The organism is Pseudaquabacterium pictum (assembly GCF_005403045.1).
Classification (GTDB): domain Bacteria; phylum Pseudomonadota; class Gammaproteobacteria; order Burkholderiales; family Burkholderiaceae_C; genus Pseudaquabacterium; species Pseudaquabacterium pictum.
In genome coordinates this window covers 1-26,026 of sequence record NZ_BJCL01000006.1, presented here as the reverse complement: position 1 = coordinate 26,026, position 26,026 = coordinate 1, and the positions used below count along the sequence as shown (strand labels likewise).

The following is a 26,026-nucleotide window of genomic DNA, read 5'->3' as shown; positions in this document are numbered from 1 at the left end:
GCATGGCCGCAGCCTCCGGCCCGCATCCGGCGCGCAGCATCCTCGCGCTGTTCACTGCCGGCGAGCGGCGGCAAGCCCTGCGCCTGCTGGGCATGGTGATCGCGATGGCCCTGCTCGACATGCTGGGCGTGGCCTCGATCATGCCGTTCATGGCGATGCTGGCCGATCCGGGCGCCGCACAGACCAGCGCGGTGCTGCGCTTCCTGCAGGGCGGGCCGGGCATGGCCGATCCGCAGACATTCCTGTTGTTCCTCGGGGGCCTGGTGTTCTCGGCGGTGTGCCTGTCGATCGCCTTCAAGGCCTACACCACGCGCCGGCTGCTGCACTTCACCCACGGCTGCAGCCACGCGCTGGGACAGCGCCTGCTGGCCAGTTACCTGGCGCGCGACTACACCTGGTTCCTGCAGCAGCGCGCATCCGATCTGGGCAAGACCATCCTCAGCGAAGTCGACCAGGTGCTCAACGGCGTCATCATCCCGGCGATGAATCTGGTCACCCATGGCGCGGTGGCGGTGGCGCTGCTCGGCCTGCTGATCGCCAAGGACCCGCTGCTCGCCAGCTATGTGGGCCTGGGGTGTGCCCTGGCCTATGGACTGATCTACGCGGCCTCGCGCGGCCTGCTGCACCGGCTGGGGCAGCAGCGCGCGCAGGCCAACCAGATCCGCTTCGCGTTGCTGCAGGAGATCTTTGGCGGCATGAAGGAGGTGAAGGCCGGCGGCCACGAGGCAGGCTTCCTGCAACGCTTCGGTGCGGCGTCGGACCAGTACGCCCGCGCGCAGGCCAAGGCCCAGGCCGCCGCGCAGCTGCCCCGCTTCCTGATCGAGGTGGTGGCCTTCGGCGGCATGCTGCTGGTGTTCTTCTACCTCACCCAGCGCAACCAGGGCGTGCAGGGCGCGCTGCCGGCCATCGCGCTGTATGCCTTTGCGGCCTTCCGCCTGATCCCGGCGGTGCAGAACATCTACGGCTCGCTGTCACGCATGAAGTTCGGCAACACCGCGCTGAACCACCTGCTCGACCACCTGGCGCAGCCCGCGGCCGCGCCGGCCGCGGCCGTCGGCCCGCCACCGGGCTTCCTGCAAGGCGCGGCCTTGCGGCAGGTGCGCTACACCTACCCGGGCCGGGACACACCGGCGTTGCAGGACATCGACCTGGTCATCCCGGCCGGTGCCAGCATCGGCCTGGTCGGGCGCACCGGCTCGGGCAAGAGCACCACGCTGGATCTGGTGCTGGGTCTGCTGCCGCCGGACAGTGGTGCGCTGTGCGTCGACGGCCAACGGCTGCAGGCTGGCCACCTGCGCGCGTGGCAGGCCCTGATCGGCTATGTGCCACAGCGCATCCACCTGTCCGACGACACCGTGGCCGCCAACATCGCCTTCGGCCTGCCGGTCGACCGCATCGACCGCCGCGAAGTGGAACGCTGCGCCCGTCTGGCCGAGGCGCACGGCTTCATCACCAGCGAGTTGCCTCAGGGCTACGACACGCCAGTGGGCGAACATGGCCTGCGGCTGTCCGGTGGGCAGCGCCAGCGCCTGGGCATTGCACGCGCCCTGTACCGCAACCCGCGCCTGCTGGTGCTGGACGAGGCCACCTCGGCGCTGGACAGCGTGACCGAGCGCAACATCATGCAGGGGCTGCACCAGTTGCAGACGGGCATGGCGGTGCTGGTCATCTCGCACCGGCTGACGGCCCTGCGCGCATGCCAGTGCATCCATGTCTTCGAGCGGGGCCGCATCACCGCCTCGGGCAACTTCGACCAGCTGGCAGCAGGCAGCGCCGAGTTCCGCCGCATGCTGGAGGGCAGCGCCACATGAAATGGCATGACGCCCGCGGCCGGCGCCTGATCGAGACGCACCACGGCGCCACCCCGGCCTACTGGGATCGCAAGTGGAGCAGCGCACCCGTGGCGGTGTACGACGCCGCTGCGGTGCGGCCCTACATCGCCACCACACGCCGCTGGCTGCCGCCGCAGTCGCGCCTCCTGGAGGGTGGGTGCGGCAACGGCGGCAAGATGGCCGCGCTGCTGGACGCCGGCTACCAGGTCACGGGCATCGACTATGCCGAGGCGACGGTCGCCCGGCTGCAGTCGGCCCGGCCCGGCTGGGATGTGCGCGTCGGCGATGTGTTCCGGCTCGACCAGCCCGATGCCAGCTACGACGGCTACTGGTCGTTCGGCGTCATCGAGCACTTCTGGGATGGCTACCAGGGTCTGCTGGCCGAGGCGGGGCGGGTGCTGCGCCCCGGTGGCATGCTGTTCCTGACGTTTCCGGCGCTGTCGCCGCTGCGCCGCACCAAGGCGGCGCTGCGGCTGTACCGCCCCTGGCCGGTGGCCGACGGCACCGGCGCGGCAGCCACGGCCGCGCCGGCGGATTTCTACCAGTTCATGCTCGACCCGCAGACCGTCTGCGCACAGTTGAGGACCGCCGGCTTCGTGCCGGAGACACCGACGCTGATCCAGGCCAGCCACGGCCTGAAGAACGAGACCCCCCGCCTGTGGCGCGCGCTGCGGCTGGCGGGCCGGGTCCTGTCCGTCGATGCCAGGACCCGCCTGGAAGCCGGGCTGGAGCAGCGGCTGGCAGCACAACTGGGGCACCTGTGCCTGTTGGCTGCCCGCAAGGCCTGAACCGCCGCCTGCATGACCGCGATCGAACTCTTCCACTACGACCCCCGGCTGCCGGTGGTGCCCGGCAGGCTGGGCAGCCGGCTGCCCTGGCGCCGTCCGCTGTCGAACTTCGGCGACCTGCTGGGGCCGGTGGTGGTGCGCGGGCTGCTGGCCCGGCACGGCGTGCATTTGCCTGCGCAGGCGCCGCCCGCCCGCGCGGACGGACCACCGCGGCAGCGCCTGCTCAGCATCGGCTCGGTGCTGCACTACGCCCGTGACGGCGACGTGGTGTGGGGCAGCGGGCGCAACGCCAAGATGGAGGACGCACTGCACCGCTTCACGCGACTGGACGTGCGTGCGGTGCGCGGCCCGCTGACGCGCGACTTCCTGCTGGCCCGCGGCGTGCCCTGCCCGCCTGTGTACGGGGACCCGGGGCTGCTGGTGCCGCTGGTGTTGCCGGAACTGGTGGCGCTGTCGCGACAGCGGCCGCACCCGCTGACCATCGTGCCCAACTACAACGACCTGGGCTGGATGCCGCCGTCCGACGCGCTGCTCGACCCACGCTCGCCCTGGATGGACTGCCTGCGGCGCATCGCCCAGAGCGCGCTGGTGGTGGCCACCTCGCTGCACGCCGTGGTGGTGGCCGAAGCACTGGGCGTGCCGGCCCGGCTGGTGCGTTCGCGGGCCGAGCATCCGTTCAAGTACCAGGACTACTACCTCGGCACCGGCCGCAGCGACGTCCGCATCGCCGACAGCCTGGCACAGGCTCTGCGCTGGGGCGGCGAACCGCCACCCAGCCCTGCGATCGGGCCGCTGCTCGACAGCTTCCCGCACGAGCTGTGGACGGCGGCCGCTGCCGCACCACCCGGCGGCAGCGTCCACCTTGGCGCGGAAGGTGCTGCATGACCGCCGCCGCCACCATCTTCTACGTGCTGCCGCACCTGGATGTGCCGCCGTTCGAGGACCACCGGCAGGCCCGCATCGGCCGAGAACGGCGCATGGTGCAACTGAGCCGGGCGGCCGGTCACACCGCCGAGTTGTACCTGCTGTCCCGCCAGTCCGCGCTGCGGCGCCTGGACGACCCGGTCGGGTCATGGCTGGTGCCCACGGACACGCCGCAGGGCACCGACCGCTTCGCCCATGTGTCGACCAGCCTGCTTGACGCGGTGCAGCGTGCGCGCCCCGATGTGGTCGTCATCAAGGGCCTGGGTTACCGCCTGACCCATTGGCTGGTGCTGCACAGTGACCACCGCTTCCGGCTGGTGCTGATGGCGGCAGGCCAGGTGCGCGATGTGCTGCGCGACCAGGCCGACTACATCCTGGCGGAGACCTCGGCGCAGATCGCCAACAGCTTCCGGACCGCCGCACGGCTGGGCCGCGCCGGCGTGCTGCCCAAGCTGGTGGAGCCGTTGGTGGCGCCCGCCGCGCTGCCGCGGCGCTTCGATGTCGTCAATGTCGGCCGCTTCACCGCCAACAAGAACCAGGCCGCCCTGCTGCCGCTGGCCGATGCCTTCCGGCTGGCACTGGTGGGCGATGGCGACGGCTGGCGGGCCGTGCGGGACTTGGCGCAGCAGCAGGCGCAGCCGGTGCACCTGCCTGGCCACCTGGACCCCGCCGCAACGCAGGCCCTGATCGCGGACGCCCGCCTGATGGTGCACGTGGCCCACCATGAAGGCGTGGCGCGGGTGGTGATGGAAGCCTTCGCCCTGGGCGTGCCGGTGGTGGCCTCCAGCGTGGCCATGCCGGGCGCCTTCGAGCACGGCGTGCAAGGCCTGCTCGTGCCGCCAGCGCAGATCCTGCCGTCGGCCCGGGCCTTGCTGGCCGACGAGCCACGCCGCGCCGCCATGGGCCGGGCGGCGCTGCAGTACGCCCAGACGCACTGCAGCGAGGCCGCGCTGGGTGCGGCCCTGCAGACGATGTTGCAGCGGGTGCTGGCCGGGCCGCCGCGCCACCGCAGCCGCTGGATCGACCAGCGCGGCCTGCAGGCCAGGCTGGCGCTGGCAGCCGGACGGCGCGGCCTGCGGTCGGTGCTGCGTGCCGGGGTCCAGGCGGCGGGTCTGGGCGGCGTGGCCAGGCGCCTGCTGGCGGCCCTGCGGGCGGGGCCGCGCTGACATGGCCGGCGTCTCGTCAGGCGGTCTGCCAGCGGCCATGCACCACCCCGTCGCCACCGGCAACCCTTACCAGGCCCTGCTGTTCGACGCCACGCGGCACGCCGGCTGGTTCTGCCACGGCCTGCCTGGCGGCGTGGTGCAGTTGCTGCGCTTCGTGCTGGCGCGCACGCCCTGCACCGTGCTGCACCTGCACTGGATCGGAGAGCCGGTGGCCGGACCCTCGCTGGCCGGCGCACTGGCGCGGCTGCTGGTGTTCCATCTCGCATTGGCCATCTGGCGGTTGCGCGGCCGGGCGATCGTGTGGACGGTGCACAACCTGCGGGACCATGGCGGCCGGCGGCCCGCGCTGGATTTGCTGAATGCCCGCTTGGTGGCACGCCTGGCGAGCCGGCTGATCGTGCACGGCGCCAGCGCTGCCGGCACCGTGGCGGCCACCTTCGGCGTGCCCGGGCACCGCATCGTGGTGATCCACCACGGGCACTACGGCAGTGTCGTCACGCCCCGCCCGCTGGACACCGCACACGCCGGCACGCGCCTGCTGTTCTTCGGCCAGATGCGCGGCTACAAGGGCCTGCCACGCCTGCTGCAGGCATTCGCCCAGATCGCCGGCCCGCACCAGCTGCGCCTGGCGGGCAGCCTGTCCGATCCGGCGCTGGCGCACACGCTGCAGCACCTGGCTGGCCACGACGGCCGGGTCAGCCTGCACCCGGGCCACCAGAGCGATGCGGCGCTGGCCGACCTGCTGGCCTGGTGCGACGCCGTGGTGCTGCCCTACGACGACGTGTTCACCTCCGGCAGCCTGCTGATGGCCATGTCGGCCGGTCGCGCCACCGTGGCACCGCGCGCCGGTCTGGTCACCGACTATGCAGACGGGGACACGCACTTCCTGTACGACCCGCGGACGGCCGATGGCCTGCTGCAAGCCCTGCAATGCGCCGTGACGGCGCCCGACCTGGCCGCGCGCGGCGCGCGTGCCGCGCAGCAGGCCCACCAGTTCGACTGGGCCACGATCGGCCGCCAGACCGCTGCGGTCTACCACGATGCCGCCGGCCGGCAACTCCAGGCCTGACCACATGCACCAACGCCACGCAGACACCACCCCGCCAGCAGCGCCTGCGGCGGGGCAACCCTGGGTGACGGTGGTGGTGCCGGTCTACAACAAGCGCGCGCATGTGGCGCTTGCACTGCGCTCGGTGCTGGCGCAGACCGATCAGGACTTCGCGCTGGTGGTGGTCTGCGATCCATCCACCGACGGCAGCAATGAGGAGGTGGCGCGCGTCACCGACCCACGCCTGCGCGTGCTGCACCGTGACCGACCCGGCCCCGGGGGCTATGCAGCCCGCAACCTGGGTGTGCGGGCCGCCGCCACGGAATGGGTGGCGTTCCTGGATGCCGACGACACCTGGACGCCCGAACACCTGGCGCGTCTGCGCGCGCTGGCGGCCAGGCACCCCGGCATGCCGATGCTGAGTGCCGGCTGGATGCTGCACGACGGCAGTCGGCAGCTCGACCGCTTTTCGGCCCTGCAGCAGCGGCAGGACGATCAGCTGCTCGACGTGGTCGACTACCTGCGGTGGGAGGCCCGTGGTGCGCGTCCTGTCTGGACCGGGGTGGTGTGCCTGCGCAAGACACTCCTGACGCAGGCCGGCGGGTTCCCCGAGGACAAGATCGCCCGCAGCGGCGACCTCGACACCTGGGTGCGTTGCGTCGCCGCCGCGGGCGGCCTGGCCTGGAGTCCGCATGTCGGCGGCATCTACCATCGCGATGCGCAGAACATGGTGACCCGTCTGGCGCCAGTGCATCTGGAGGTGCACCTGGCCACCACCCGGCGCCTGCTGCAGGCCACCGGCGACCCGCTGTTGCGGCGCCTGCTGATCGAACGCAAGAACAACCTGGTGATCAACGCCTGGGTCTCGAATGTCTACATCCCGCAGGGCCACGGGTTCCGCATGGGCCCATTGCTGGAGCACCGCGCGTTGCTGCTGCACCGTCCGCTGCACGTGGCCAAGTGCCTCGCCTACGACCTGCTGTCGCGCCTGCCGGGCGACGGCGGGCTGCGCGTGCACCGCGGGCTGGTGCGCCTGCGCCAGGCCTGGCGGTCGCAGCCCTGATCTGCCGTGAGCGACACGGCCTCCACCGCCATGCCCGGACCCCAGCCGCCCCGCAACTGGGTGATCGTCTCGTCGATCAACTGGGCCGAGAACTGGCAGATGCACCAGCAGCTGGCAACAGCCCTGGTGGATGCCGGCCACCGGGTGCTGTTCGTCGAGAACACCGGTGTGCGCGCCCCGCGCCGCGGCGACTTCGGCCGGGTGCGCGACCGGCTGCTGCGCTGGCTGCGCAGCACCCGTGGCTTCAGCGACGTCCGGCCGGGCCTGACCCTGCTCTTCCCGCTGGTGCTGCCGCTGCCCTACTCGCGCCTGGCGCTGGCGATCAACCGGGCGCTGCTGGCGGGCACCATCCGCAAATGGTCGGTGGCCAACCGCTTCCATGATCCGGTGGTGGTGTCGTTCCTGCCCACCCCGCTGGCCGACGCCCTGGCGCAAGACCTGGACCCGGCGCTGCTGGTGTACTACTGCGCCAACGACATGTCGGGCGGGTCGGACGGCGCATCGCGCCTGGTGCAGCACGAGGAACGCTTCATGCAACGCGCCGATGCGGTGTTCTGCATCTCGTCGGTGTTGATGGAGCGCGCCCGCCGGTTCAACAGCCAGGTGCACTACTTCCCGGCCGGCGTCGACATCGACAAGTTCGCGGCCAGCCGCTGCGCGCCGGCGGCGCCGGTGCCTGATCTGGCCATGCTGCCCAGGCCATTGATCGGCTATGTCGGGGCGATCAGCCCGGTGTTCGACCAGCCCCTGCTGGTGGCGGCTGCCCGGGCCCTGCCCGGCGCCAGCTTCGTGTTGGTGGGGCCGACCTACTGCGACACCGCGGCGCTGCAGGCCTGCCCCAACGTGCACCTGCTGGGCAGCCGGCCGCACGACGCCGTGCCGGGCTACCTGCGCCAGTTCGACATCGGGCTGATCCCCTACGTGCGCAACCGCTTCACGGACGCGGTGTACTCCTGCAAGCTCAACGAGTATCTGGCGATGGGTCTGCCAGTGGTGGCCACCAGCATGCGGGAGCTGCGCGAGTACAAACAGCGCCACGGCGACGTGCTGAGTCTGGCCGACACACCCGACGACCTCGTCGCCGCCATCCAGCACCATCTGGCCCACCCCGACCCGGCGCGCCGGCAGGCGCGCATCAACGCCGCCGAGGCCAACACCTGGCCGCGTCGCTTCAGCGCGATGCTGGACGTGGTGCAGGCGCGGTTGGTCGAGAGCAGCCAACGTCCGGTGCGCTGGCAGGACCGCCTGCTCGGGGTGGTGCACCGCGGCCGGCGGCGCATGTTGCGCCTGGCGGTCGCCTTGGCGGCAGGCTATGCGCTGGTGTTCCACACGCCGCTGGCCTGGCTGGCGGCGCGCCCGCTGCTGGCGCAGGACCAGGCCACCCAGGCCGATGCCGTGGTGGTGTTCGCGACCGAGGGTGCGCCGGCCTACACCATGCTGCATTACCCCAAGCGGGTGGGTGAAGCGCTGGCCCTCTACCGTGCCGGCCTGGCACCCCGCATCGTGGTGTCGTCAGGACGCATCGCCACTGCGGCCGAAGCCGATGTGGTGCGCGCCCTGTTGCTGGAGCAAGGGGTGCCCGCGGAGGCCATCGCCATGGTGCCTGGCATCGCCAGCGGCACGGCCGACAGTGTGCGCCAGGCCGCCGCCGAGTTGCAGCGGCTGGGCGTCCGCCGAGTGGTGGTGGTCACGTCACCGTACAGCGCCAGGCGGGTCGGTCTGGTGTGGCAGGCATTGGCGCCCGGGCTGCAGGTCCAGGTCCACGCGGCGGTGGACGCCCCGCCACAGACCCCCGTGTGGCGCACCAGCTGGCGCAACCTGCGGGTGATCGCCTACGAGTACCTGGCGCTGGCCTACTACGCCCTCAAGGGCTGGGTCTGAGTCCACGCTGGCAAGCTGCCGACGCGGTCAGCGCAAGGGTGCCAGGGCCGGGTGGTCGAACACCAGCCGGCCGGCATGGCGCGCACCATCGGGGGTGAAGTGCTCACCATCGAAGCTGATCAGCGCGCCATCGGCGGTGAAGATGCGGCACCGACCCGAGGCGCCACACAGCGTCTGCTGCACGTCGACAAACTGCTCAGCCGGCAGACTGGCGCGCAGCAGGCTGTTGACCTCGGCGTTCATGGCCGGCACCTGGTTGGTGAGCGCCAGGCGCTGGGCCTCGGTGTTGGCCAGGTAGGACAGCGGCGCGATGGTGCCGAAATCCTTGCGGCCGATGATGATCAGCCGCTGCTGCGGCCGCAGGCCCAACGACTGCACGGTCTGCGTGATGCGCTGCGCCTCCCAGGTCCGCCACTGGCCAGCGAGGATGACCACATCGGCGGTCCGGACCAGGGGCAGCACATCACGCAGGTTGCCCTCGGCGGCGCAGTAGGCGGCGTCCAGGTGTTCGCCGGCGGCCGCGTACAGCGGCGCCACGTCATCTGGCCCGATGTACTTCGGGCAACGCGCGGCAATCGGATGGCTGACGATCTGGGCCGACGCCATGAAGCCGTTCTCGCCAACCATGTTGAGGAAGTCCTGCGCATAGCTGTCACCCACCAGCAGCACACGGGGCGATGCGCCTGCAGCGTCGAAGGCCTGGCGTTCGGCCTGGCGGAAGCGCCGCTCGGTGTAGCGCCCGAGTTCGGTTGGGCTGATCGACAGCAGGTAATGGTCCTTGGCAGGGAAGCGGCTGATCACGCCGTTGGCCATGACCATCGGCACGGCCACCGCGGCCAGGGCGAGCGAGCCGACGAGGGCCCCGAGAAACACCTGCCTGCGCGACAGCCAGCCACGCCCGCGGAATGGCTGCTCCACATGCTTCCAGCTGATCCAGCCCAGTGCCAGGGTGGCAGCGATCAGCGCTGCATACAGCCAGCCCGGCCGGGACGGGTCGGGCAGCATCAGGCGCGCAAACGCAAACAGGGGTTGGTGCCACAGGTAGGCGCTGTAGCTGATGACGCCGATGCCCACCGCCGGCGGCGACGCCAGCAGGCGATACACCAGGCCACCCGCCTGGGCAAAGACGATCATCAGCGCCGCACCCACCGTGGGCACCAGCGCCAGCAGGCTGGGGAAGGGCGTGGTGCGGTCGAAGCGCAGGATGCTGAACAGCACCATGACCAGGCCCAGCAGCGCCCCTGCGCCGGCCAGCGGCGACGGCCGCTGCGGGTGGCGCAACAGGTACATGGCCACCGCCGAGCCGATCAGCAGTTCCCAGGCGCGGGTGGGCAGCAGATAGAAATTCGCCACGATGATGCCCTTGCGGGATGCCCATTCCGCCAGGCCCAGGCTCGTGATCAATGCCAGCACCACCAGCACAGGCAGCGCACGCCGCCCCAACCGCCAGGTGACCATCACCACCAGCGGAAACACCACATAGAACTGCTCTTCGATCGCCAGGCTCCAGGTGTGCAGCAGTGGCTTGAGTTCGGTGGCCGCCTCGAAGTAGCCCGACTCACGCCAGAACAGCACGTTCGACGAGAACACCAGGACGCTGAGCACGCTCTTGGCAAAGTCCTTCAACTGGTAGGGCAGCATCCAGAACCATGCAAACGGGATGCACACCGCCATGACGAAGAACAAGGCCGGCAGGATCCTGCGGGCCCGGCGCTCGTAGAAGGTCGCCAGCGAGAAGCGGCCAGCGGCATGTTCGGACAGGATCAGCGTGGTGATCAGGTAGCCGCTGATGACGAAGAAGATGTCGACACCGACATAGCCGCCCCGCACCCACTCGAAGCCGGCATGGAACAGGATGACGGACAGCACGGCGATGGCACGCAGCCCGTCGACTTCAGGTCTGTATTTCATGGTTGTCGGAGGGACCTTGAAGGGTTCTTGGCATGGCGCGGCGGGCCTGCCGCTCATCGGCCGTCAACCGGCTCGAGGTACTCGGGCACGGTCTCGGTCAGCCGCGCCCGCAGCACCGCGGCCGGCGCCGCGCTGGCCGCGGTGGCCCAGGCCAGCAGCTGGCGCACGCCCTCGTCGCGAGCGTCCAGCCGGGCAATGCGCAAGCGGGGGATGCGGGTCGGCAGGCTGTTGTCGGTATCGGCCAGCAATTCCTCGTACAGCTTCTCGCCTGGCCGCAACCCGCTGAACACGATCGGAATCTCGTCCACCGTGCGACCCGACAACCGGATCAGATCCCGTGCCAGGTCGACGATCTTCACCGGCTCGCCCATGTCCAGCACCAGCACCTGGCCGCTCTCGCCGATGGCAGCAGCCTGCAGCACCAGCCGTGCAGCCTCGGGGATGGTCATGAAGTAGCGGATGATGTCCGGGTGCGTGACCGTCACCGGTCCGCCGCGGGCGATCTGCTCCTTGAATTTCGGGATCACGCTGCCGCTGCTGCCCAGCACATTGCCGAAGCGCACCGCCATGAAGCGCGTGCCCGGGTGCTCGGCGGCCATCATGCTGACCACCATCTCGGCCGCGCGCTTGGTGGCGCCCATCACGTTGGTGGGGTTCACCGCCTTGTCGGTGCTGATCAGCACGAAGCGCTCGGCCCCCGCCTCGGCCGCGGCGCGCGCCGCATGCCAGGTGCCCAGGGTGTTGTTGCGCAGCGCCGCCAGCGCGTTGTGGTCTTCCTCCATCAGCGGCACATGCTTAAAGGCCGCGGCGTGGAACACCACCTGCGGCCGCCACTGGGCGCAGGTGTGCTGCAGGTGGGCCAGGTCCTTCACATCACCGATCACCCGCACCAGCGGCAGCTGCGGAAAACGCTGGCCCAGGTCCTGCTCGATGCTGTAGAGATTGAACTCGCTCAGCTCGTACAGCACCAGCCGCGCGGGCAGGAAGCGCGCCAGCTGGCGGCACAGCTCGCTGCCGATGCTGCCGCCGGCGCCGGTCACCAGCACCGTCTTGCCGGCCAGCACCGCGCCGATGCCGGCCTCGTCCAGCTGCACCGGCTCGCGGCCCAGCAGGTCGTCGGGTTCGATGTCGCGCACGCGCTCGATGGCCGACTGGCCGTCACGCAGCTCACCAGCCGAGGGCACGGTCAGCACCGGCAGGCCGCTGGGCGCGGCCAGTTCCAGCGCGCGCCGGCGCTGCGCCGCCGTGGCCGCCGGCATGGCCACGATCACATGGGTGGCCGCCCCGCGCACCGCCTTGTCGGCGATCGCCGCCAGCGGCCCCAGCACCGGCAGGCCGGCGATGCGCGCGCCTTGCTTCGCCGGGTCATCGTCCAGCAGGCCCAGCACGATCCAGCCCTGCTGGTGGATGCCGGCCAGCAGGCGGCGCGCGGCCTCGCCGGCGCCCAGCACGATGGCCCGGCGGATCTCGCGGTCGCTGCCGGTGATCTGCGCGCGGGCATGCTCGTAGACCATGCGGTAGCCCAGCCGCACCAGGGCCAGGCCCATCAGCGCCACCACCGGGTGCAGCGCCAGCACCGCCCGCGGCACCTTGGTCAGCTGCATCATCAGCACCAGCACCGCGCTGGCCAGCCCGGCCAGCAGGCAGGCCAGCGCCAGGCGCTTGACCTCGCCAAAGCCGGAGAAACGCCACATGCCCTGCGGCACCTTCAGCGCGCTGAAGGCCGCCGCATAGGCCAGCACCACGCCCAGCAGCACCCAGCCGTCGTAGTCGGGCCGGGCGCTGATCCAGCGCTCGAAGCCCAGCCGGAACAGGTAGGTCACGTTCCAGGCCACGGCCACCACCGCGCCATCGATCAGCAGCGACAGCGGCTCGCGGTGCGGGCGCAGCCGGGCCAGGAAGCGGTCGAGACGGTGCCAGATGGTGACCATGGTGGGATCAGCGCGCCAGCAGCACCCGCAGCGTGCGGCCCAGCACCGCCAGATCGGACCAGAGCGTGGCGCTGGCCGCGTATTGGGCCTGCAAGGCCAGCTTGTGCGGCAGGATCTGGTCGATGTAGGTGCGCTCGGGGTCGGCGCTGCCGGCCAGCAGGCTGGCCTCGTCGATGTGGGCGAGCGACGCCGGATCGGTGATGCCAGGCCGCACCGCCAGCACCTGGGCGGCCAGTGCCACCGGGTAGTGCGCCACGAAGCGCGGCACCTCGGGGCGCGGGCCCACCAGGCTCATGCGGCCAAGCAGCACGTCGATGAACTGCGGCAGTTCGTCGATGCGGCGGTCACGCAGCCAGTGGCCCACGCGGGTGATGCGCGCATCCTGCCCCACCGTCACCTGCGGGCCCAGGGCCGGCGCATCCACCCGCATGGTGCGGAACTTGTGGATGCGGAACGGCACGCCGCCGCGGCCCACCCGCTCCTGGCGGAAGAACACCGGCCCGGGCGAATCCAGCCGGATCGCGAGCGCCACCAGCAGCAGCAGCGGCGCCAGCAGCAGCAGCGCCGCGCTGGCGCCGATCAGGTCGAACAGGCGCTTGGCCATGGTCAGGGCCATCGATGGTGGCGGCAGCGGTTCAGGCCGGCGCCAGCAGGCCACGCACGGCGGCGATCACGCGCTGGGTGTCGGCATCGGTCATGCGGCTGTAGACCGGCAAGCTCAGCATCTGTTCGTAGGCCTGCTGGCTGGCGGGGAAATCATCGGCCCGCAGCGCATAGCGGTCGCGCCAGTAGGGCTGCAGGTGCAGCGGGATGTAGTGCACGCTGCAACCGATGCCCAGCGCAAACAGCCGCTCGATGAAGGCATCGCGCGCGATGCCCGCCGCCGGCAGCAGGCGCAGCACATACAGGTGCCAGGGATGCAGTTCGCCAGCAGGTGCCACCGGCGCGGTGATGACCGGCAGGTCGGCAAAGGCCGCGTTGTAGCGGGCCGCAATCGCCGCCCGCCGCGCGGCAAAGGCATGTGCCTTCTTCAACTGGTGGATGCCCAGCGCCGCGGCGATGTCGGTCAGGTTGTACTTGAAGCCCGGCGCCACGATCTCGTAGTACCAGCTGGGCACGGTGGCAGTGAAGCGGTCGAAGGCGTCGCGGCTCATGCCGTGCAGGCGCATCACCCGGGCGCGCTTGGCCAGGGCCGCATCGCGGGTGACCAGCATGCCGCCCTCACCCGTGGTGATGGTCTTGTTGGCATAGAAGCTGAACACCGTGGCGTCGCTGTCCAGCGTGCCCACGCGGCGGCCGGCGCTGGTGGTGGGCAGGGCATGGGCGGCGTCTTCCACCACCTTCAGCCCATGCTTCCTGGCGATCGCCCCGATGGCCGGCATGTCGGCGGCCAGGCCGGCGTAGTGCACCGGGATGATGGCCTTGGTCTGCGGGGTGATCGCCGCCTCGACCCCGGCCGGGTCGATGTTCAGCGTGGCCGGGTCGATGTCGACCAGCTTCACGTCGGCGCCCAGGTAGCGCACCACCTCGGCGGTGGCGGTGAAGGTGTGGGTGGTGGTGATGACCTCGTCGCCCGGGCCGATGCCGATGGCCTCCAGCGCCAGGTGCAGACCGGCGGTGGCCGAGTTGACGGCGATGCAGTGCAGGCCCTCGGCGTTGTCGCCGGCATCACCCAGCCAGGCCTGGAAGTCGGCCTCGAAGCGCTTGGCCTTGGGGCCGGTGGTCACCCAGCCGCTGCGCAGCGTGTCGACGACCTCGGCGATGTCGTCCTCGCCGATTTCGGGCAGGGCAAACGGAAGGAACGGAAGGGATGGAGCAGCCATGCCCGATTATCCGGTGCCACCCGGGTGGTTGTTGGGCTTGCCCACCCAGGCCAGCACATGGGTGCGCAGCAGCGGCAGCGCATTGGCCACGGTGTACAGCGCCGGGTACAGCCTGCACAGCGGCCGCGCCAGCGGCGGCGCCAGCGTCACCCGGCGGTGGGTGATGATCGCCTGCGGAAACAGCTGCCGCAGCCGTGCCAGCGGCACGCCGCGCACATCGCGGTTGCGCGGGTTGTTGACGGTGAAGTCGTACCACAGCACGCCGCCACCAGGCGCCACCCAGCGCCACATCGCCGATGCCAGCTGCTGCTGGAAGGCATCGTCCAGCAGCGAGCTGAACACCGTGCTCTGCAGCACGATGTGCTGGCTGCCCGCGGCGATCGGCAACTGGCTGGCATCGCCCGCATGCAGGGTGACGGCCGCCGGCAGCACCGCCCGGGCCTGGGCCAGGCGGTCGGGCAGCAGCTCGGCGCCGGCGAGCTTGGCGGGATCAAAGCCCAGGCGCAGCAGCTCCAGCAGGTTGCCGCCGGCGCCGCAGCCCACCTCCAGCACCCGCAGGACCGGCAGGTCGGTCAGGCCCTGGTGGTGGAACAGCCGCAGCATCGCGCGCTGGCGCTCCTGCACCGTCTGCCACACGTCGGGCTGCAGCATGCTGTAGCGGCCGGGCGGCGCGCGGCGGGCGTAGCGCTCGGCCACGGCCCGGGTCTCGTCGGCGGGATCGCTGCTCATCGCTGCATCGCCTGGATGAAGCACTGGGCCAGCACCGGGTAGGTGTGGTACGCCAGCACGAAGGCGCGGCCGCGTTCGCCCATGGCCTGGCGCTCGGCGGCCGGCAGCGCGGCCAGGCGGCGCAGGCCGTCGGCGATGGCGGTGGCCGATTCCGGCGCCACCGTCAGGCCGCAACCGCTCTCGGCCACCGGGTCGTTGCCGGCCTCCACGCTGTGCAGCACGGCGCAGCCGGCCATCATGTAGTCCATCAGCTTGTTCGGCGCGATGCCGAAGCGGTAGATCGGCACCCGCTGCCAGCCGATGAAGGCGATGTCGATGGCCGCCAGCAGCGACGGGATCTGCGCCTTGGGGATGGGCGGCAGCATCGTCACGTTGGGCAGCCCCTCGTCGGCCACGCGCTGCGCCAGGCGGGCGCGCTCATGGCCGTCGCCCACCATCACGATGGCCAGCCGATCGCCCTGCAGCGCCTTGGCAGCATCCAGCAGATGGTCCAGCGCATTCGGCAGGCCCATCGACCCGGCATAGCCCACCACCGTGTGCCCAGCGGCGCGGCGCTCGGCGATGGCCCGAGCCACGTCGTCGCGCAGCGGCGCCGGCGTGCCCTGCCACTCGTCGAGCGTGATGCCGTTGGGCACGATGGTCAGCTTGGCCAGGTCCAGCCCGCGGCTGGCCATGTAGCTGTGCACCTTGGGCAACATGCTGACCACCACGTCGGCATCGCGGTAGGCATCGTCCTCGGCCTTCTGCACCAGGCGGATGAACGGGTGGCGCGGCGACATGCCCGACAGCTCGATCGGGCTCAGCGGCCACAGGTCGTGCACCTCGAACACCAGCCGCGCCCTGGCCTTGCGCGCGATGCGCCGAGCCACCCAGATGTCCATCGGATAGGTGCTGCTGGCGATCACCGCATCGGGCTGAAACTCGGCCACCAGCCGGTCGGCCATGGCCCACACCTGGCGGCAGAAGGCCCAGATGTTCTTCACCCGGCCCAGGCCATTGCCCTGGTAGGGCGGCGTGGGCAGCCAGCGGTAGGCGATGCCATCGATGGTCTGGTCACCGGCTTGCGGCTGGCGCGCCCGCACATGGGAGAAATCGGCTGCCACCACCTGCACCCGGTGGCCGGCGCGCACCCACTCCCGCGCCAGGTAGTAGGGCCGGTACTCCATGCCCAGCGCCGGGCTGCCGGCGTAGTGGTTGAGGTAAAGGATGTTCATGACGGGAGATGCCGGTTGGCATCCAGCGCCCGAAGCTGGGCCAGGAAGGCGCTGACGCTGGGGCCGAACAGCGCGTTCTCGGCCACCCAGGCGTGGTTGGCCGCGGCGATGGTGTCCGCACGGTTCAACAGCGGCTGCAGATCAGCCACGGTGGGCAGGCTGCTGCCGACCGCGATCCAGCCGTTGTCGCCGTGTCGCACCAGTTCCCGGTTGGCCGGCAGGTCCGACAGGATGGGGATGCAGCCATGGGCCAGCGCCTCCAGCACCGACACCGAGACCGAATCGCTGGCCGGCAGGCTCACGTACCAGCGGGCCTGGGCATACCAGCCGGCCTGGGTGGTGGCGTCGACCCGGCCGATGAAGCGCACCCGGTCGGCCACGCCCAGGTCGGCCGCCTGCTGCTGCAGCGCCTGCGCCAGCGATCCGCTGTTGGCCACCACCAACTGGGCATCGGGCCAGGCGGCGGCCAGGCCGGCGAACAGCCGCAGCACACGGCCGGGGTCGTAGAGGGTCTCCAGGCCGCGGTTGGCGAAGACCAGGTGGTCCTGCTTGGCGCCGGGCGCCGGCGGCAGGGCCTCCAGGCCGAAGGGAAAGGTCATCACCTCGCCGGCACCCAACGCCCGCATGCGCTCTGCCATCACCTGGGAATCGCTGGTCGTCAGCACGCAGGCGCGCAGCACCCGCGTGGTCAGCCAGCGCAGCAGCGGGCTGCGGTCGGGCGTGACCAGGATGTCCGAGCCCCAGGCCGAGCCCACCAGCCGGCCCGGCGCGCCCAACAACCGGGTGGCCAGCCAGGCCAGCGTGCCGTGGGAAGTCAGGTAGTGGGCATGGATCCAGTCCGGCTGCGCCGTCTTCAGCCAGGCGGCCAGGCGCGGCAGCTGGCGCAGCAGGCCGGCGTTGCCGCCCTCGAAGTCGGGCCGGGTGTCCAGCGCCAGGCGGCGCGACGTTGGCACCAGGGCGTCAAAATCCGGCGCGAAGCCGCGTGACGACGCCGCCCACAGCTCCACCTGCGGCGCCAGCGCCCGCGCCCACTTCAGCAGGTGCGGGCTCTCGCCATCGCCCAGCAGCACCAGCTTCATGCGGGCTCCGCCGGGCGCGCCGCGGCCCAGGCCTCGTAATCGGCGCGCAAGCCGGGTTCGGCCTCCAGCCAGCGCTGGTCGCCAGTGCGGGCATCACCCACCACCACCGCCGGGTTGCCGGCGATCAGGCTGTGGGCCGGGTAGTCGCCCCGCAGCACGCTGCCGGCGCGCACGATGCAGCCGGCGCCCAGCGTGGTGCCCGGCTCCAGCAGGCTGTGCGGGCCGATGAAGCACCAGGGCCCGATGGCCACCGGCCCGGCCACCCAGCCTGGCCGCGGCTGGCCCGCCGGCCACAGCACATAGGCCTTGGCCAGCAGCCGCTGCGCCCGGTGCGAGCTGTGGGTGACGATGCTGACATGGTGGGTGATCTGCACGCCCTCGCCCACCGTCACGCCGCCGCTGGCCTCGATGAAGTTGAAGGCGCCGATGAACACATGGTCAGCCAGGGCCAGCCGGTCGTCATGCTCGATGCAGGTGCTGGGCGCGATGCGGGTGTGGGGCAGCCAGCGGCCCTGCGACAGCTCGCCGAACACCACACGGTGCAGCAGCAACTGCGCAATGCGCCGGCGCCAGCGGTTCAAGTGGCCACGCCAGGCGTTCATGGTGTCGCCCCCGCCACGGCTGGTGGCACATCCAATGGCCAGGTCGCCAGCCGGCTGAAGTACCAACCGAAGTACAGCGCCATCGCGCCCGACACCGCCCAGCCAGCCCCGGCCAGCCCGCCCCAGGCCAGGCCGCCGGCCAGCGCCGCCACGAACACCGCCTGCCCCACCAGGGCCAGCTTCAGCGCCCAGGCCTGGGCCTGCCAGGCCATCGTCACCACACCCAGCGGCGACGCGATGAAGTGCAGGCCGATGTAGACCGCCAGCGCCCGCGCCAGCAGGCCGGCATCGGCCCAGTCGGGCCCGAAGGCCCAGGTGAACAACGCGGGGCCCAGCCACCACAGCACGGCCACCAACGGCGCGGCCAGTGCAGCCAGCAGCAGCATGGTGCGCAGCACCAGGGCCCGACCGGCGGCGGTGCAGCCTCCCGCCTGGCCGCTGGCCGGCGTCAGCCGCGGGTACAGCGCCTGCGACACCGCGCCGCCCACCAGCGTGGCCGGCGCCTTCAGGTAGCGCAGCGCCAGACCCCAGGCACCGGCGGCCGCCGGCCCCAGGCTGCCGGCGATCAGGGCGACGGCCAGCGTGTCCTGCAGTGCGCCCAGGAAGGCATGGGGCGTGTTCAGGATCGGGAAGCTGCGGTGCAGCCGGGCGACGGACTGCCATTGCGTCCGCGCCGCCTGCGCCGGCCCGGGCCAGCCCAGCGCCGCCACCGCGGCCAGCGCTGCGGCAATGGGGGCGACGATCAGCCCCACCACCCCGGCATGCAGCAGGCCGGCCGCCAGTTGCAGCAACGCGCCGCCGCCGTGCTGCACCACACGGGCGACTGCCAGGCCGCGGAAGCGCTGGGCGCGGGTGGCGTTCAGCGTGGCCAGCGACACCAGGCCCAGCGCGCCCACCGCGGCGGGCAGCCACAGCGGCCAGGCCTGGCCCGACACCACCGCCCAGGCCACACCGCCGACCGCTGCCAACGCCATGCTGGCGACCAGCAGCCGCTGGCACAACGCACGCAGGGCGGTGGCCTCGGCCTCGTCGGCGGCCAGCGGCAGCGCGAACTCGTAGCGCGCGCAGGCCACCACCGCGGCATTGGCCGCCACCGCGGCGAACAGGTGGTAGACGCCGAACTCGGCCGGGCTGTAGAGCCGCGTCAGCCAGGGGCCCAGCAGCAGCGGCAGCGCCTGCGCCAGCAGGCCGCCGGCCAGCAGGGTGAGCACCGCGCGGCGCATGCGGATGGCGTGGCGCTCAGGCCGTGGCCATCGCCGTGGCGCAGGCCTGGGCCAGCGCGGCCACCACGCGGTCCTGGTCGGCCTCGGTGAGATCCGCGCTCATCGGCAGGCTCAGCACCCGCTGGCCAGCGGCGATGCTGTGCGGGTTGCAATCGGGGCAGCAGTCGGCGGCATAGGCCGGCTGGTGGTGCAGCGACTTGGGGTAGTGCACGGCCGTGGGCACGCCGGCGGCCTGCAGCGCGGCCTGCACGGCCGGGCGGTTGTCGACCATCACGGTGTACTGGGCCCAGACGCAATCGCGGTCCGGCCGCACCGCCAGCAGTTGCACTGGCGCGCCGCTGGCCAGGATCAGCCGGCTGTAGCGTGCAGCCAGGGCCTGGCGGCGCTCCAGCTCCCAGCTGAAGCGCGGCAGCTTGCCCAGGATGACGGCGCATTGCAGTGTGTCCATGCGCCCGCCCACGCCCACGCGGGTGTGGTGGTACCGGCCGCTCTGCCCATGCACGCGGATCTCGCGCATCGCCTGCGCCAGCGCGGCATCGATGGTGAACAGCGCGCCGCCGTCGCCATAGCAGCCCAGCGGCTTGCTGGGGAAGAAGCTGGTGGCGGCGATGGTGCTGACATTGCAGCTCTGCTTGCCCTGGTATGTCGCGCCAAAGCTCTGCGCGGCATCCTCGATCACGACCAGGTTGTGCCTGGCGGCGATGGCGTTGATCGCGTCCATGTCGGCCACCTGGCCGTACAGGCTGACCGGCATGATCGCCCGGGTGCGGGGCGTCACCTTGGCTTCGATCAGCGCTGCATCGATGTTGCAGGTGTCGGGCTGGATGTCCACGTAGACCGGCTTGCCGCCCAGCAGCACGATGACCTCGGCGGTGGCGGCAAAGGTGAACGGCGTGGTGATGACCTCGTCGCCCGGCTTCAGGCCGATGGCCATCAGCGCGATCAGCAGCGCCTCGGTGCCACTGGCCACCGCCACGCAGTGGGCGGCGCCGGTGCGCGCTGCCAGGGCCTGCTCCATCTCCTTCACCTCGGGGCCCATGATGTACTGGCCGTGGTCCAGCACCCGCTGGATGCGGGCGTCGATGTCGGCCTTCAGCGCGGTGTACTGGGTCTTGAGGTCGGTGAATTGCATGGGGTTCAGTCGATCAGGGTCAGCTGGTTGCCGGCCAGGCGGTAGCGCTCGCCGGTGGCGGGGCAGGCAGCCTCGGCGTCGCCGTGCAGCGGCAGGGCCAGGCGCTCGCCATGCCGGCTCATCCAGCCGATCTGCTTCGCCGGGACGCCCACCATCAGCGCGAAGTCGGGCACATCGCGGCTGACCACGGCGCCGGCGCCGACGAAGGCATGCGCGCCGACCGTGGTGCCGCAGACGATGGTGCAGTTGGCGCCCAGCGTGGCGCCACGGCGGACCAGCGTGCGCCGGTACTCGTTCTTGCGCACCACCGCGCTGCGCGGGTTGTGCACGTTGGTGAACACCATGCTGGGGCCGCAGAACACGTCGTCCTCCAACGTCACCGCGTCGTAGACGCTGACGTTGTTCTGGATCTTGACGTTGTCGCCGATCACCACGTCGTTGCCCACGAACACGCCCTGGCCGAGGCTGCAGCCGCGCCCGATGCGGGCGCCGCCCGAGATGTGCACCCAGTGCCAGACGCGGCAGCCCTCGCCGAGCTGGGCACCGTCGTCGACGATGGCGCTGGGGTGGATGGTGGTCGTTGCCATCAGTATTCGAGGGGCAGGTTGACCTTGGCGCCATCGCGCGCGCTGCGGTACATGGCGATCAGCAGTTCCAGCGACTTCAAGCCCTCGCGGCCATCGGTCTCGGGCTCGCACTCGCCACGCAGCGTGCGGATCACGTTGTCGTAGTACAGCGGGTGGCCATGGCCGTAGACCGAGGTGGTCTGGTAGCTTGCATCGTCCAGGCCGGCGTCCATGGCGTGCGGTTCGGCAAACTCCCAGTGCTCGACCTTGTTCACCGCCACACCGCCGATGCGCACGCTGCCGTGCTCGCCCAGCACGGTGATCGAGCCTTCCAGGTTCTTCGGGTGCGTCAGCATGGTGACATTGACCGAGCCCATCGCGCCATTGCGCCAGCGCAGCGCGGCCACGCCGGTGTCTTCCACCTCGATGTGGCGGGCCAGGGTGCCGGTGTAGGCCATCACGCTCTCCACCGGGCCGACCAGCCAGTCCAGCAGGTCGATGTAGTGGCTGGCCTGGTTCATGAAGGCGCCGCCGTCGAACTCCCAGGTGCCACGCCAGGCGGCCGAGTCGTAGTAGCTCTGCGGCCGGCTCCAGAACACGTTGACGGTGACCATGTACAGCCGGCCGAAGCGCCCGGCCTGCAGCGCCTGGCGCAGCAGTTGCAGCGTGCGGTTGCGGCGGTTCTGCTTGACGACGAACAGCCGCACCCGGGCTTCGTCGCAGGCCTTGACCATGGCCAGGCCGTCGGCCCAGCGGGTGGCCATCGGCTTTTCGGTCATCACATGCAGGCCGGCCTGGGCGGCCTCGGTCACCTGGCGGGCATGCAGGCCGCTGGGCGTGGCCAGCACCACGCAGTCGGCGGCCGATTCGGCCAGCATCTGCTCGTAGCGGGCGAAACCGCGGGCGCCGGTCTTCTGCACCGCCGCCGCCAGCGCGGCGGGGTCGGAGTCGCACACCGCCACCAGTTCGGCCCGGTCGGCATGGCGCGCGATCGATTCCATGTGGTTGGCCGCAATGCGGCCGCAGCCGGCCAGGGCAAAGCGCAGCTTGCGGTCGGTGATGGCGGGATGGTGCAGGTGCATGGGGCGGTGGCGAGGCGCCGGCTGCAGGGATCGGCAGCGGGCACGCAGGGGGCATGGGCCGGTGGCCCAGGGTGCGCAATTATCGCGCAGGGGTGCTGCCGGCCCGGCGGGCCGTGGGCCGCGACGGCGCACTGCCTACAATTTGCGGTTTCCCCCGAGCCCGGCCCGCCCCATGACCACCCCCCACGCACCGCACGCCCCCACCCTCGAGCCGGGCGCCGACGAGAACAAGCTGGTGACCGAGCGGCGCGAGAAGCTGGCCGCCCTGCGCGCCCAGCACCAGGCCGCGGGCACCGCCGTCTTCCCCAACGATTTCAAGCCCACGCACCACGCCGCCGACCTGCAGGCGCAGTACGGCGCACTCGACAACGAGTCGCTGGAGCCGCAGGGCATCGCCGTGGCCCTGGCCGGTCGCATGATGCTCAAGCGCATCATGGGCAAGGCCAGCTTCGCGACGGTGCAGGACGGCTCGTTCGGCACCACCCACGGCCGCATCCAGCTGTTCATCAGCCGTGATGCGCTGGGCGAGGCGGCCTACGACGCCTTCAAGCACAGCGACCTGGGCGACATCCTGGGTGCCAGCGGCACGCTGTTCAAGACCCGCACCGGCGAGCTGTCGGTCAAGGTGACCAGCCTGCGTCTGCTGACCAAGAGCCTGCGGCCGCTGCCCGACAAGTTCCACGGCATGGCCGACCAGGAGCAGAAGTACCGCCAGCGCTATGTCGACCTGATCGCCGATGAGCATGCCCGCACCCGCTTCGTGGCCCGCAGCAAGGCCGTCAGCTCGATCCGCGGCTTCATGGTGGACCACGGCTTCCTGGAGGTGGAGACGCCGATGCTGCACCCCATCCCCGGCGGTGCCAATGCCAAGCCCTTCATCACCCACCACAACGCGCTGGACCAGGAAATGTTCCTGCGCATCGCGCCCGAGCTGTACCTCAAGCGCCTGCTGGTGGGCGGCTTCGAGCGGGTGTTCGAGATCAACCGCAACTTCCGCAACGAGGGGATCAGCGTCCGCCACAACCCCGAGTTCACGATGATGGAGTTCTATGCGGCCTACTGGACGCACCATGATCTGATGGACTTCACCGAATCGCTGCTGCGCCATGCGGCGGTGGCCGCCACCGGCTCGGCCGCGGTGACCTATGCCGGCAAGCCGGTGGCGCTGGACCAGCCGTTTGCCCGGCTGAGCGTGCGCGACAGCCTGGTGGCGCATGCCGGGCTGACGCCCGAGCAAGCCGACTCGGCCGACGCCGTGCACGCCGCCCTGAAGGCGCTGGGCGAGGAGCCGCCCAAGCACTGGGGCCTGTCGCAGCTGCAGTTCGGCCTGTTCGAGGCGGCGGTGGAAGACAAGCTGTGGCAGCCCACCTTCATCATCGACTACCCGGTGGAAGTGAGCCCGCTGGCCCGCGCCTCCGACAGCAACCCGGGCATCACCGAGCGCTTCGAGCTGTTCATCACCGGCCGCGAGTTCGGCAACGGCTTCAGCGAGCTGAACGACGCCGAGGACCAGGCCGCCCGCTTCCAGGCCCAGGTGGCCAACAAGGATGCCGGGGACGAGGAGGCGATGTACTACGACGCCGACTTCATCCGCGCGCTGGAGTACGGCATGCCACCGGCCGGTGGTTGCGGCATCGGCATCGACCGCCTGATGATGCTGATCACCGACAGCGCCAGCATCCGCGACGTGATCCTGTTCCCCGCGCTGCGGCGCGAAGGCTGAGCCGGAGCGGGGCAGCACCATGACCACGCCCCGCCTCGACGACCTGACCGCCATCCACCAGGCCTGCTGGCAGCAGCTGGCCGCCAGCACCCGGGACAAGGCCCATGCCTGGCGGGTGATGGGCCTGGCCACGGTGGACGGCGATGTGGCGGATCTGCGCAGCGTGGTGCTGCGCGAGGTCGATGTCGACACCCGTACGCTGATGTTCTTCACCGACGCCCGCTCGTCCAAGGTGGCGCAGATCAGGTCGCAACCCCAGGCGGCCCTGCTCTTCTGGAGCCCGGCGCTGGGCTGGCAGCTGCGGCTGCGGGTGCGGCTGGCGCTGGACACCAGCGGGCTGGCGGTCTCGTCGCGCTGGGCCCGGCTGAAGATGAGCCCCGCGGCGCAGGACTACCTGTCGCCGCTGCCGCCGGGCGCGCCGCTGACCGGTGGCACGCCGCCGCCCGCGCCCGACCGCGACAGCCGCAACCACTTTGCCGTGGTGCGGGCCGATGTCCAGAGGATGGACTGGCTGGAACTGCACCCGGAAGGCCACCGCCGGGCGCTGTTCGACGCCGACGGCAACGGCCACTGGGTCACCCCGTAGGCCGCCGAAGGCTCAGGCCCGCTTGAACGCCGGCTTGCGCTTGTTGAGGAAGGCGTCCATGCCTTCCTTCTGGTCGGCGGTGCCGAACAGCGCGTGGAACAGGCGACGTTCCACCAGGATGCCGTCGTTCAGCCCGCCCTCGTAGGCGCGGTTCACGCACTCCTTGGCCGCCAGCACGCTGGGGCCGCCCAGGGCATTGATGGCGGCGGCGGCGCCCAGCGCCTCGTCCAGCAGCTTGTCGGCGGGCACGATGCGCGAGACCAGACCGGCACGCTCGGCTTCCACCGCATCCATCATGCGGGCGGTCAGCACCAGGTCCATGGCCTTGGCCTTGCCGATGGCCCGCGGCAGGCGCTGCGTGCCGCCGGCGCCGGGGATGATGCCCAGCTTGATCTCGGGCTGGCCGAACTTGGCCGTGTCGGCGGCGATCACGATGTCGCACATCATCGCCAGCTCGCAGCCGCCGCCCAGCGCGAAGCCGGCCACCGCCGCGATCACCGGCTTGCGGATCGTGCGGATGGTCTCCCAGTTGCGGGTGATCAGGTCGCTGGTGTAGGCGCTGACGAAGTCATGCTGGGCCAGCACGCCGATGTCGGCGCCGGCGGCAAAGGCCTTCTCGCTGCCGGTGATCACGATGGCGCCGATGCCGGCGTCGGCATCGAAGGCCTTCAGCGCCGCGCCCAGCTCGTCCATCAGGCCGTCGTTCAGCGCATTCAGCGCCTTGGGCCGGTTCAGGGTGATCAGGCCGGTGCGCACGGCGCCGTCGCCGCGCACGTCAACCAGTATGTTCTCGTAGCTCATGGTGTCTCCGCAGGAGTCTTGCAACAGGTGCGCCGCAATCTAACCGATCGCCGGCGGGCTATTTCGCCGGGGCGGCCTGCATCGGCGGCTGCTCCAGCGCCAGGTCGATCCAGTTGTCGCCACCATCGCGGATCAGGATGCGCACCGGCAGGTACTGCAGCGTCGGCGCGATCCAGATCTCGGGCGTCAGGTCGCCAGCGGCCGCCGCGCGCCGCGGCTTCAGGTGGAAGGTGGGCACCTCGCCGAAGGGGAAGCGCAGCGTCTCCTCGCCCACCACGTCGTAGATCCAGCGCTCGAGCTTGCGGCTGATGGCCAGCGGCATCTCCACCGCGCCGCCCACCCGCAGCTTGTGCGGCTGGGTGGTGAACAGCCAGGTCAGCTGCACGAACTGGCTGGCCTCGTCCTGCGCGCCGGGCTGCTGCGGCACTTCCTTGCCGTCGGACAGCACCACCAGATCGGGCCCGAAGCGCAGCTGCCAGCGCCGCGGGCTGCGGAACAGCACCTTCTGCTCGCCGTCGAAGCGCCGCGGCGCCAGGCCCTGGGCGGTGAGCTCGCCCTCGCTGGTGATGTGGCGCGACAGCACCGGCCCGATCGCCGTGGACAGGTGCACCTGGTAGCGGCTGCCCTGGCGCAGCCACTCGACCTGGGCCGCGCCTTCCACCGGGCCACGGTAGTTGCCAAGCAGCTTGTAGCTGAGCCGGGTGGAGGGTGGCCAGGCGAAGGCCGGCGCGGCGGCCGAGGCGGCGGCATCGGCCACGGCCACGGCAGCGGTGGCCGGCGCAGGCGGTGCAGCCAGCGCCGGCAACTGGTCGGGCACCGGCACGGCGGCGGCCGCGGCCAGCGCGGCGCTGGCCGCGGTCGACGCGCGGGGCTCGGGCTCGGGGGCCGCCTCCGGCACGGCGGGCACAGCCTGCGCCAGCAC

Annotated in this window: 23 protein-coding genes; 9 read left to right on the top strand and 14 right to left on the bottom strand. The window is 71.3% G+C overall.

The window, feature by feature from the left end:
- Positions 1–2: 2 nt before the first annotated feature.
- Genes FFT10_RS12845 through FFT10_RS12815 form a run of 7 tightly spaced genes read left to right on the top strand, consistent with a single transcriptional unit; the run spans position 3 to position 8,702 of the window.
- Positions 3–1,811 (top strand): ABC transporter ATP-binding protein, encoded by a 1,809-nt coding sequence (locus tag FFT10_RS12845; protein ID WP_228027093.1) that lies wholly within the window; start codon positions 3–5, stop codon positions 1,809–1,811.
- Positions 1,808–2,620, top strand: a complete 813-nt coding sequence (locus tag FFT10_RS12840) for a class I SAM-dependent methyltransferase (RefSeq protein ID WP_162520789.1) — start codon at positions 1,808–1,810, stop codon at positions 2,618–2,620. The genes FFT10_RS12845 and FFT10_RS12840 overlap by 4 nt, the downstream gene beginning before the upstream one ends.
- Before the next feature lie 12 nt (positions 2,621–2,632).
- Positions 2,633–3,505 carry a polysaccharide pyruvyl transferase family protein gene (locus FFT10_RS12835; protein WP_137733235.1) on the top strand — a complete coding sequence of 291 codons (873 nt, stop codon included), beginning with the start codon at positions 2,633–2,635 and terminating at the stop codon, positions 3,503–3,505.
- Positions 3,502–4,710, top strand: a complete 1,209-nt coding sequence (locus tag FFT10_RS12830) for a glycosyltransferase family 4 protein (RefSeq protein WP_137733234.1) — start codon at positions 3,502–3,504, stop codon at positions 4,708–4,710. Before FFT10_RS12835 ends, FFT10_RS12830 begins: the two co-directional genes overlap by 4 nt.
- Before the next feature lie 37 nt (positions 4,711–4,747).
- On the top strand, positions 4,748–5,779 hold the full coding sequence (locus tag FFT10_RS12825) for a glycosyltransferase family 4 protein (RefSeq protein ID WP_162520788.1): 1,032 nt from the start codon (positions 4,748–4,750) through the stop codon (positions 5,777–5,779).
- Positions 5,780–5,783: 4 nt separating this feature from the next.
- Positions 5,784–6,821: a glycosyltransferase family 2 protein gene (locus FFT10_RS12820; protein WP_162520787.1), complete on the top strand. Its 1,038-nt coding sequence runs from the start codon at positions 5,784–5,786 to the stop codon at positions 6,819–6,821.
- A gap of 6 nt (positions 6,822–6,827) precedes the next feature.
- Positions 6,828–8,702 carry an ElyC/SanA/YdcF family protein gene (locus FFT10_RS12815; protein WP_162520786.1) on the top strand — a complete coding sequence of 625 codons (1,875 nt, stop codon included), beginning with the start codon at positions 6,828–6,830 and terminating at the stop codon, positions 8,700–8,702.
- Between the two features lie 27 nt (positions 8,703–8,729).
- Here FFT10_RS12815 and FFT10_RS12810 read toward each other — a convergent pair whose 3' ends face one another.
- From FFT10_RS12810 to FFT10_RS12755, 12 genes are read right to left on the bottom strand one after another with little or no spacing between them, the layout of a single operon-like run.
- Positions 8,730–10,613 carry an acyltransferase family protein gene (locus tag FFT10_RS12810; protein WP_137733230.1) on the bottom strand — a complete coding sequence of 628 codons (1,884 nt, stop codon included), beginning with the start codon at positions 10,611–10,613 and terminating at the stop codon, positions 8,730–8,732.
- Positions 10,614–10,666: 53 nt separating this feature from the next.
- Complete coding sequence (locus FFT10_RS12805; RefSeq protein WP_137733229.1) at positions 10,667–12,544, bottom strand: polysaccharide biosynthesis protein; 1,878 nt, start codon at positions 12,542–12,544, stop codon at positions 10,667–10,669.
- 7 nt (positions 12,545–12,551) lie between these two features.
- Positions 12,552–13,148, bottom strand: coding sequence for a sugar transferase (locus tag FFT10_RS12800; RefSeq protein WP_137733228.1), 597 nt, complete (start codon positions 13,146–13,148; stop codon positions 12,552–12,554).
- Positions 13,149–13,179: 31 nt separating this feature from the next.
- Positions 13,180–14,367, bottom strand: coding sequence for a DegT/DnrJ/EryC1/StrS family aminotransferase (locus FFT10_RS12795; protein WP_137733227.1), 1,188 nt, complete (start codon positions 14,365–14,367; stop codon positions 13,180–13,182).
- A 6-nt stretch (positions 14,368–14,373) separates the two neighbouring features.
- Positions 14,374–15,096, bottom strand: a complete 723-nt coding sequence (locus FFT10_RS12790; protein WP_137733226.1) for a class I SAM-dependent methyltransferase — start codon at positions 15,094–15,096, stop codon at positions 14,374–14,376.
- On the bottom strand, positions 15,093–16,310 hold the full coding sequence (locus tag FFT10_RS12785; RefSeq protein WP_137733225.1) for a glycosyltransferase family 4 protein: 1,218 nt from the start codon (positions 16,308–16,310) through the stop codon (positions 15,093–15,095). Before FFT10_RS12785 ends, FFT10_RS12790 begins: the two co-directional genes overlap by 4 nt.
- Positions 16,307–17,389, bottom strand: a complete 1,083-nt coding sequence (locus FFT10_RS12780) for a glycosyltransferase (protein WP_137733224.1) — start codon at positions 17,387–17,389, stop codon at positions 16,307–16,309. Before FFT10_RS12780 ends, FFT10_RS12785 begins: the two co-directional genes overlap by 4 nt.
- On the bottom strand, positions 17,386–17,991 hold the full coding sequence (locus FFT10_RS12775) for an acyltransferase (RefSeq protein WP_137733223.1): 606 nt from the start codon (positions 17,989–17,991) through the stop codon (positions 17,386–17,388). Before FFT10_RS12775 ends, FFT10_RS12780 begins: the two co-directional genes overlap by 4 nt.
- Positions 17,988–19,214, bottom strand: a complete 1,227-nt coding sequence (locus tag FFT10_RS12770) for an oligosaccharide flippase family protein (protein ID WP_137733222.1) — start codon at positions 19,212–19,214, stop codon at positions 17,988–17,990. Before FFT10_RS12770 ends, FFT10_RS12775 begins: the two co-directional genes overlap by 4 nt.
- 16 nt (positions 19,215–19,230) lie before the next feature.
- Complete coding sequence (locus FFT10_RS12765; protein WP_137733221.1) at positions 19,231–20,346, bottom strand: DegT/DnrJ/EryC1/StrS family aminotransferase; 1,116 nt, start codon at positions 20,344–20,346, stop codon at positions 19,231–19,233.
- 5 nt (positions 20,347–20,351) lie between these two features.
- Entirely contained in the window at positions 20,352–20,933 is a 582-nt protein-coding gene (locus FFT10_RS12760; protein WP_137733220.1) for an acyltransferase, read from the bottom strand.
- Positions 20,933–21,994, bottom strand: coding sequence for a Gfo/Idh/MocA family protein (locus FFT10_RS12755; protein ID WP_137733219.1), 1,062 nt, complete (start codon positions 21,992–21,994; stop codon positions 20,933–20,935). Before FFT10_RS12755 ends, FFT10_RS12760 begins: the two co-directional genes overlap by 1 nt.
- 172 nt (positions 21,995–22,166) lie before the next feature.
- Here FFT10_RS12755 and lysS point away from each other — a divergent pair, with 172 nt between their 5' ends.
- Positions 22,167–23,717, top strand: coding sequence for a lysine--tRNA ligase (lysS, locus tag FFT10_RS12750; RefSeq protein ID WP_137733218.1), 1,551 nt, complete (start codon positions 22,167–22,169; stop codon positions 23,715–23,717).
- A 19-nt stretch (positions 23,718–23,736) separates the two neighbouring features.
- Positions 23,737–24,303 (top strand): pyridoxamine 5'-phosphate oxidase family protein, encoded by a 567-nt coding sequence (locus FFT10_RS12745; protein WP_137733217.1) that lies wholly within the window; start codon positions 23,737–23,739, stop codon positions 24,301–24,303.
- Between the two features lie 12 nt (positions 24,304–24,315).
- Here FFT10_RS12745 and FFT10_RS12740 read toward each other — a convergent pair whose 3' ends face one another.
- Together FFT10_RS12740 and FFT10_RS12735 are read right to left on the bottom strand one after the other, a co-directional pair.
- Positions 24,316–25,104 carry an enoyl-CoA hydratase gene (locus FFT10_RS12740; RefSeq protein WP_137733216.1) on the bottom strand — a complete coding sequence of 263 codons (789 nt, stop codon included), beginning with the start codon at positions 25,102–25,104 and terminating at the stop codon, positions 24,316–24,318.
- Between the two features lie 58 nt (positions 25,105–25,162).
- A partial coding sequence (locus FFT10_RS12735) for a DUF3108 domain-containing protein (protein WP_162520785.1) occupies positions 25,163–26,026 on the bottom strand: 864 nt, incomplete at its 5' end.

Coding starts and splice junctions, on each gene's coding strand:
- FFT10_RS12800 (WP_137733228.1), bottom strand. CDS start 13,148: ATGGCCAAGCGCCTGTTCGACCTGATCGGCGCCAGCGCGGCGCTGCTG.
- FFT10_RS12835 (WP_137733235.1), top strand. CDS start 2,633: ATGACCGCGATCGAACTCTTCCACTACGACCCCCGGCTGCCGGTGGTG.
- FFT10_RS12820 (WP_162520787.1), top strand. CDS start 5,784: ATGCACCAACGCCACGCAGACACCACCCCGCCAGCAGCGCCTGCGGCG.
- FFT10_RS12795 (WP_137733227.1), bottom strand. CDS start 14,367: ATGGCTGCTCCATCCCTTCCGTTCCTTCCGTTTGCCCTGCCCGAAATC.
- lysS (WP_137733218.1), top strand. CDS start 22,167: ATGACCACCCCCCACGCACCGCACGCCCCCACCCTCGAGCCGGGCGCC.
- FFT10_RS12760 (WP_137733220.1), bottom strand. CDS start 20,933: ATGGCAACGACCACCATCCACCCCAGCGCCATCGTCGACGACGGTGCC.
- FFT10_RS12790 (WP_137733226.1), bottom strand. CDS start 15,096: ATGAGCAGCGATCCCGCCGACGAGACCCGGGCCGTGGCCGAGCGCTAC.
- FFT10_RS12770 (WP_137733222.1), bottom strand. CDS start 19,214: ATGCGCCGCGCGGTGCTCACCCTGCTGGCCGGCGGCCTGCTGGCGCAG.
- FFT10_RS12840 (WP_162520789.1), top strand. CDS start 1,808: ATGAAATGGCATGACGCCCGCGGCCGGCGCCTGATCGAGACGCACCAC.
- FFT10_RS12830 (WP_137733234.1), top strand. CDS start 3,502: ATGACCGCCGCCGCCACCATCTTCTACGTGCTGCCGCACCTGGATGTG.
- FFT10_RS12745 (WP_137733217.1), top strand. CDS start 23,737: ATGACCACGCCCCGCCTCGACGACCTGACCGCCATCCACCAGGCCTGC.
- FFT10_RS12755 (WP_137733219.1), bottom strand. CDS start 21,994: ATGCACCTGCACCATCCCGCCATCACCGACCGCAAGCTGCGCTTTGCC.
- FFT10_RS12810 (WP_137733230.1), bottom strand. CDS start 10,613: ATGAAATACAGACCTGAAGTCGACGGGCTGCGTGCCATCGCCGTGCTG.
- FFT10_RS12780 (WP_137733224.1), bottom strand. CDS start 17,389: ATGAAGCTGGTGCTGCTGGGCGATGGCGAGAGCCCGCACCTGCTGAAG.
- FFT10_RS12825 (WP_162520788.1), top strand. CDS start 4,748: ATGCACCACCCCGTCGCCACCGGCAACCCTTACCAGGCCCTGCTGTTC.
- FFT10_RS12775 (WP_137733223.1), bottom strand. CDS start 17,991: ATGAACGCCTGGCGTGGCCACTTGAACCGCTGGCGCCGGCGCATTGCG.
- FFT10_RS12785 (WP_137733225.1), bottom strand. CDS start 16,310: ATGAACATCCTTTACCTCAACCACTACGCCGGCAGCCCGGCGCTGGGC.
- FFT10_RS12765 (WP_137733221.1), bottom strand. CDS start 20,346: ATGCAATTCACCGACCTCAAGACCCAGTACACCGCGCTGAAGGCCGAC.
- FFT10_RS12740 (WP_137733216.1), bottom strand. CDS start 25,104: ATGAGCTACGAGAACATACTGGTTGACGTGCGCGGCGACGGCGCCGTG.
- FFT10_RS12805 (WP_137733229.1), bottom strand. CDS start 12,544: ATGGTCACCATCTGGCACCGTCTCGACCGCTTCCTGGCCCGGCTGCGC.
- FFT10_RS12845 (WP_228027093.1), top strand. CDS start 3: ATGGCCGCAGCCTCCGGCCCGCATCCGGCGCGCAGCATCCTCGCGCTG.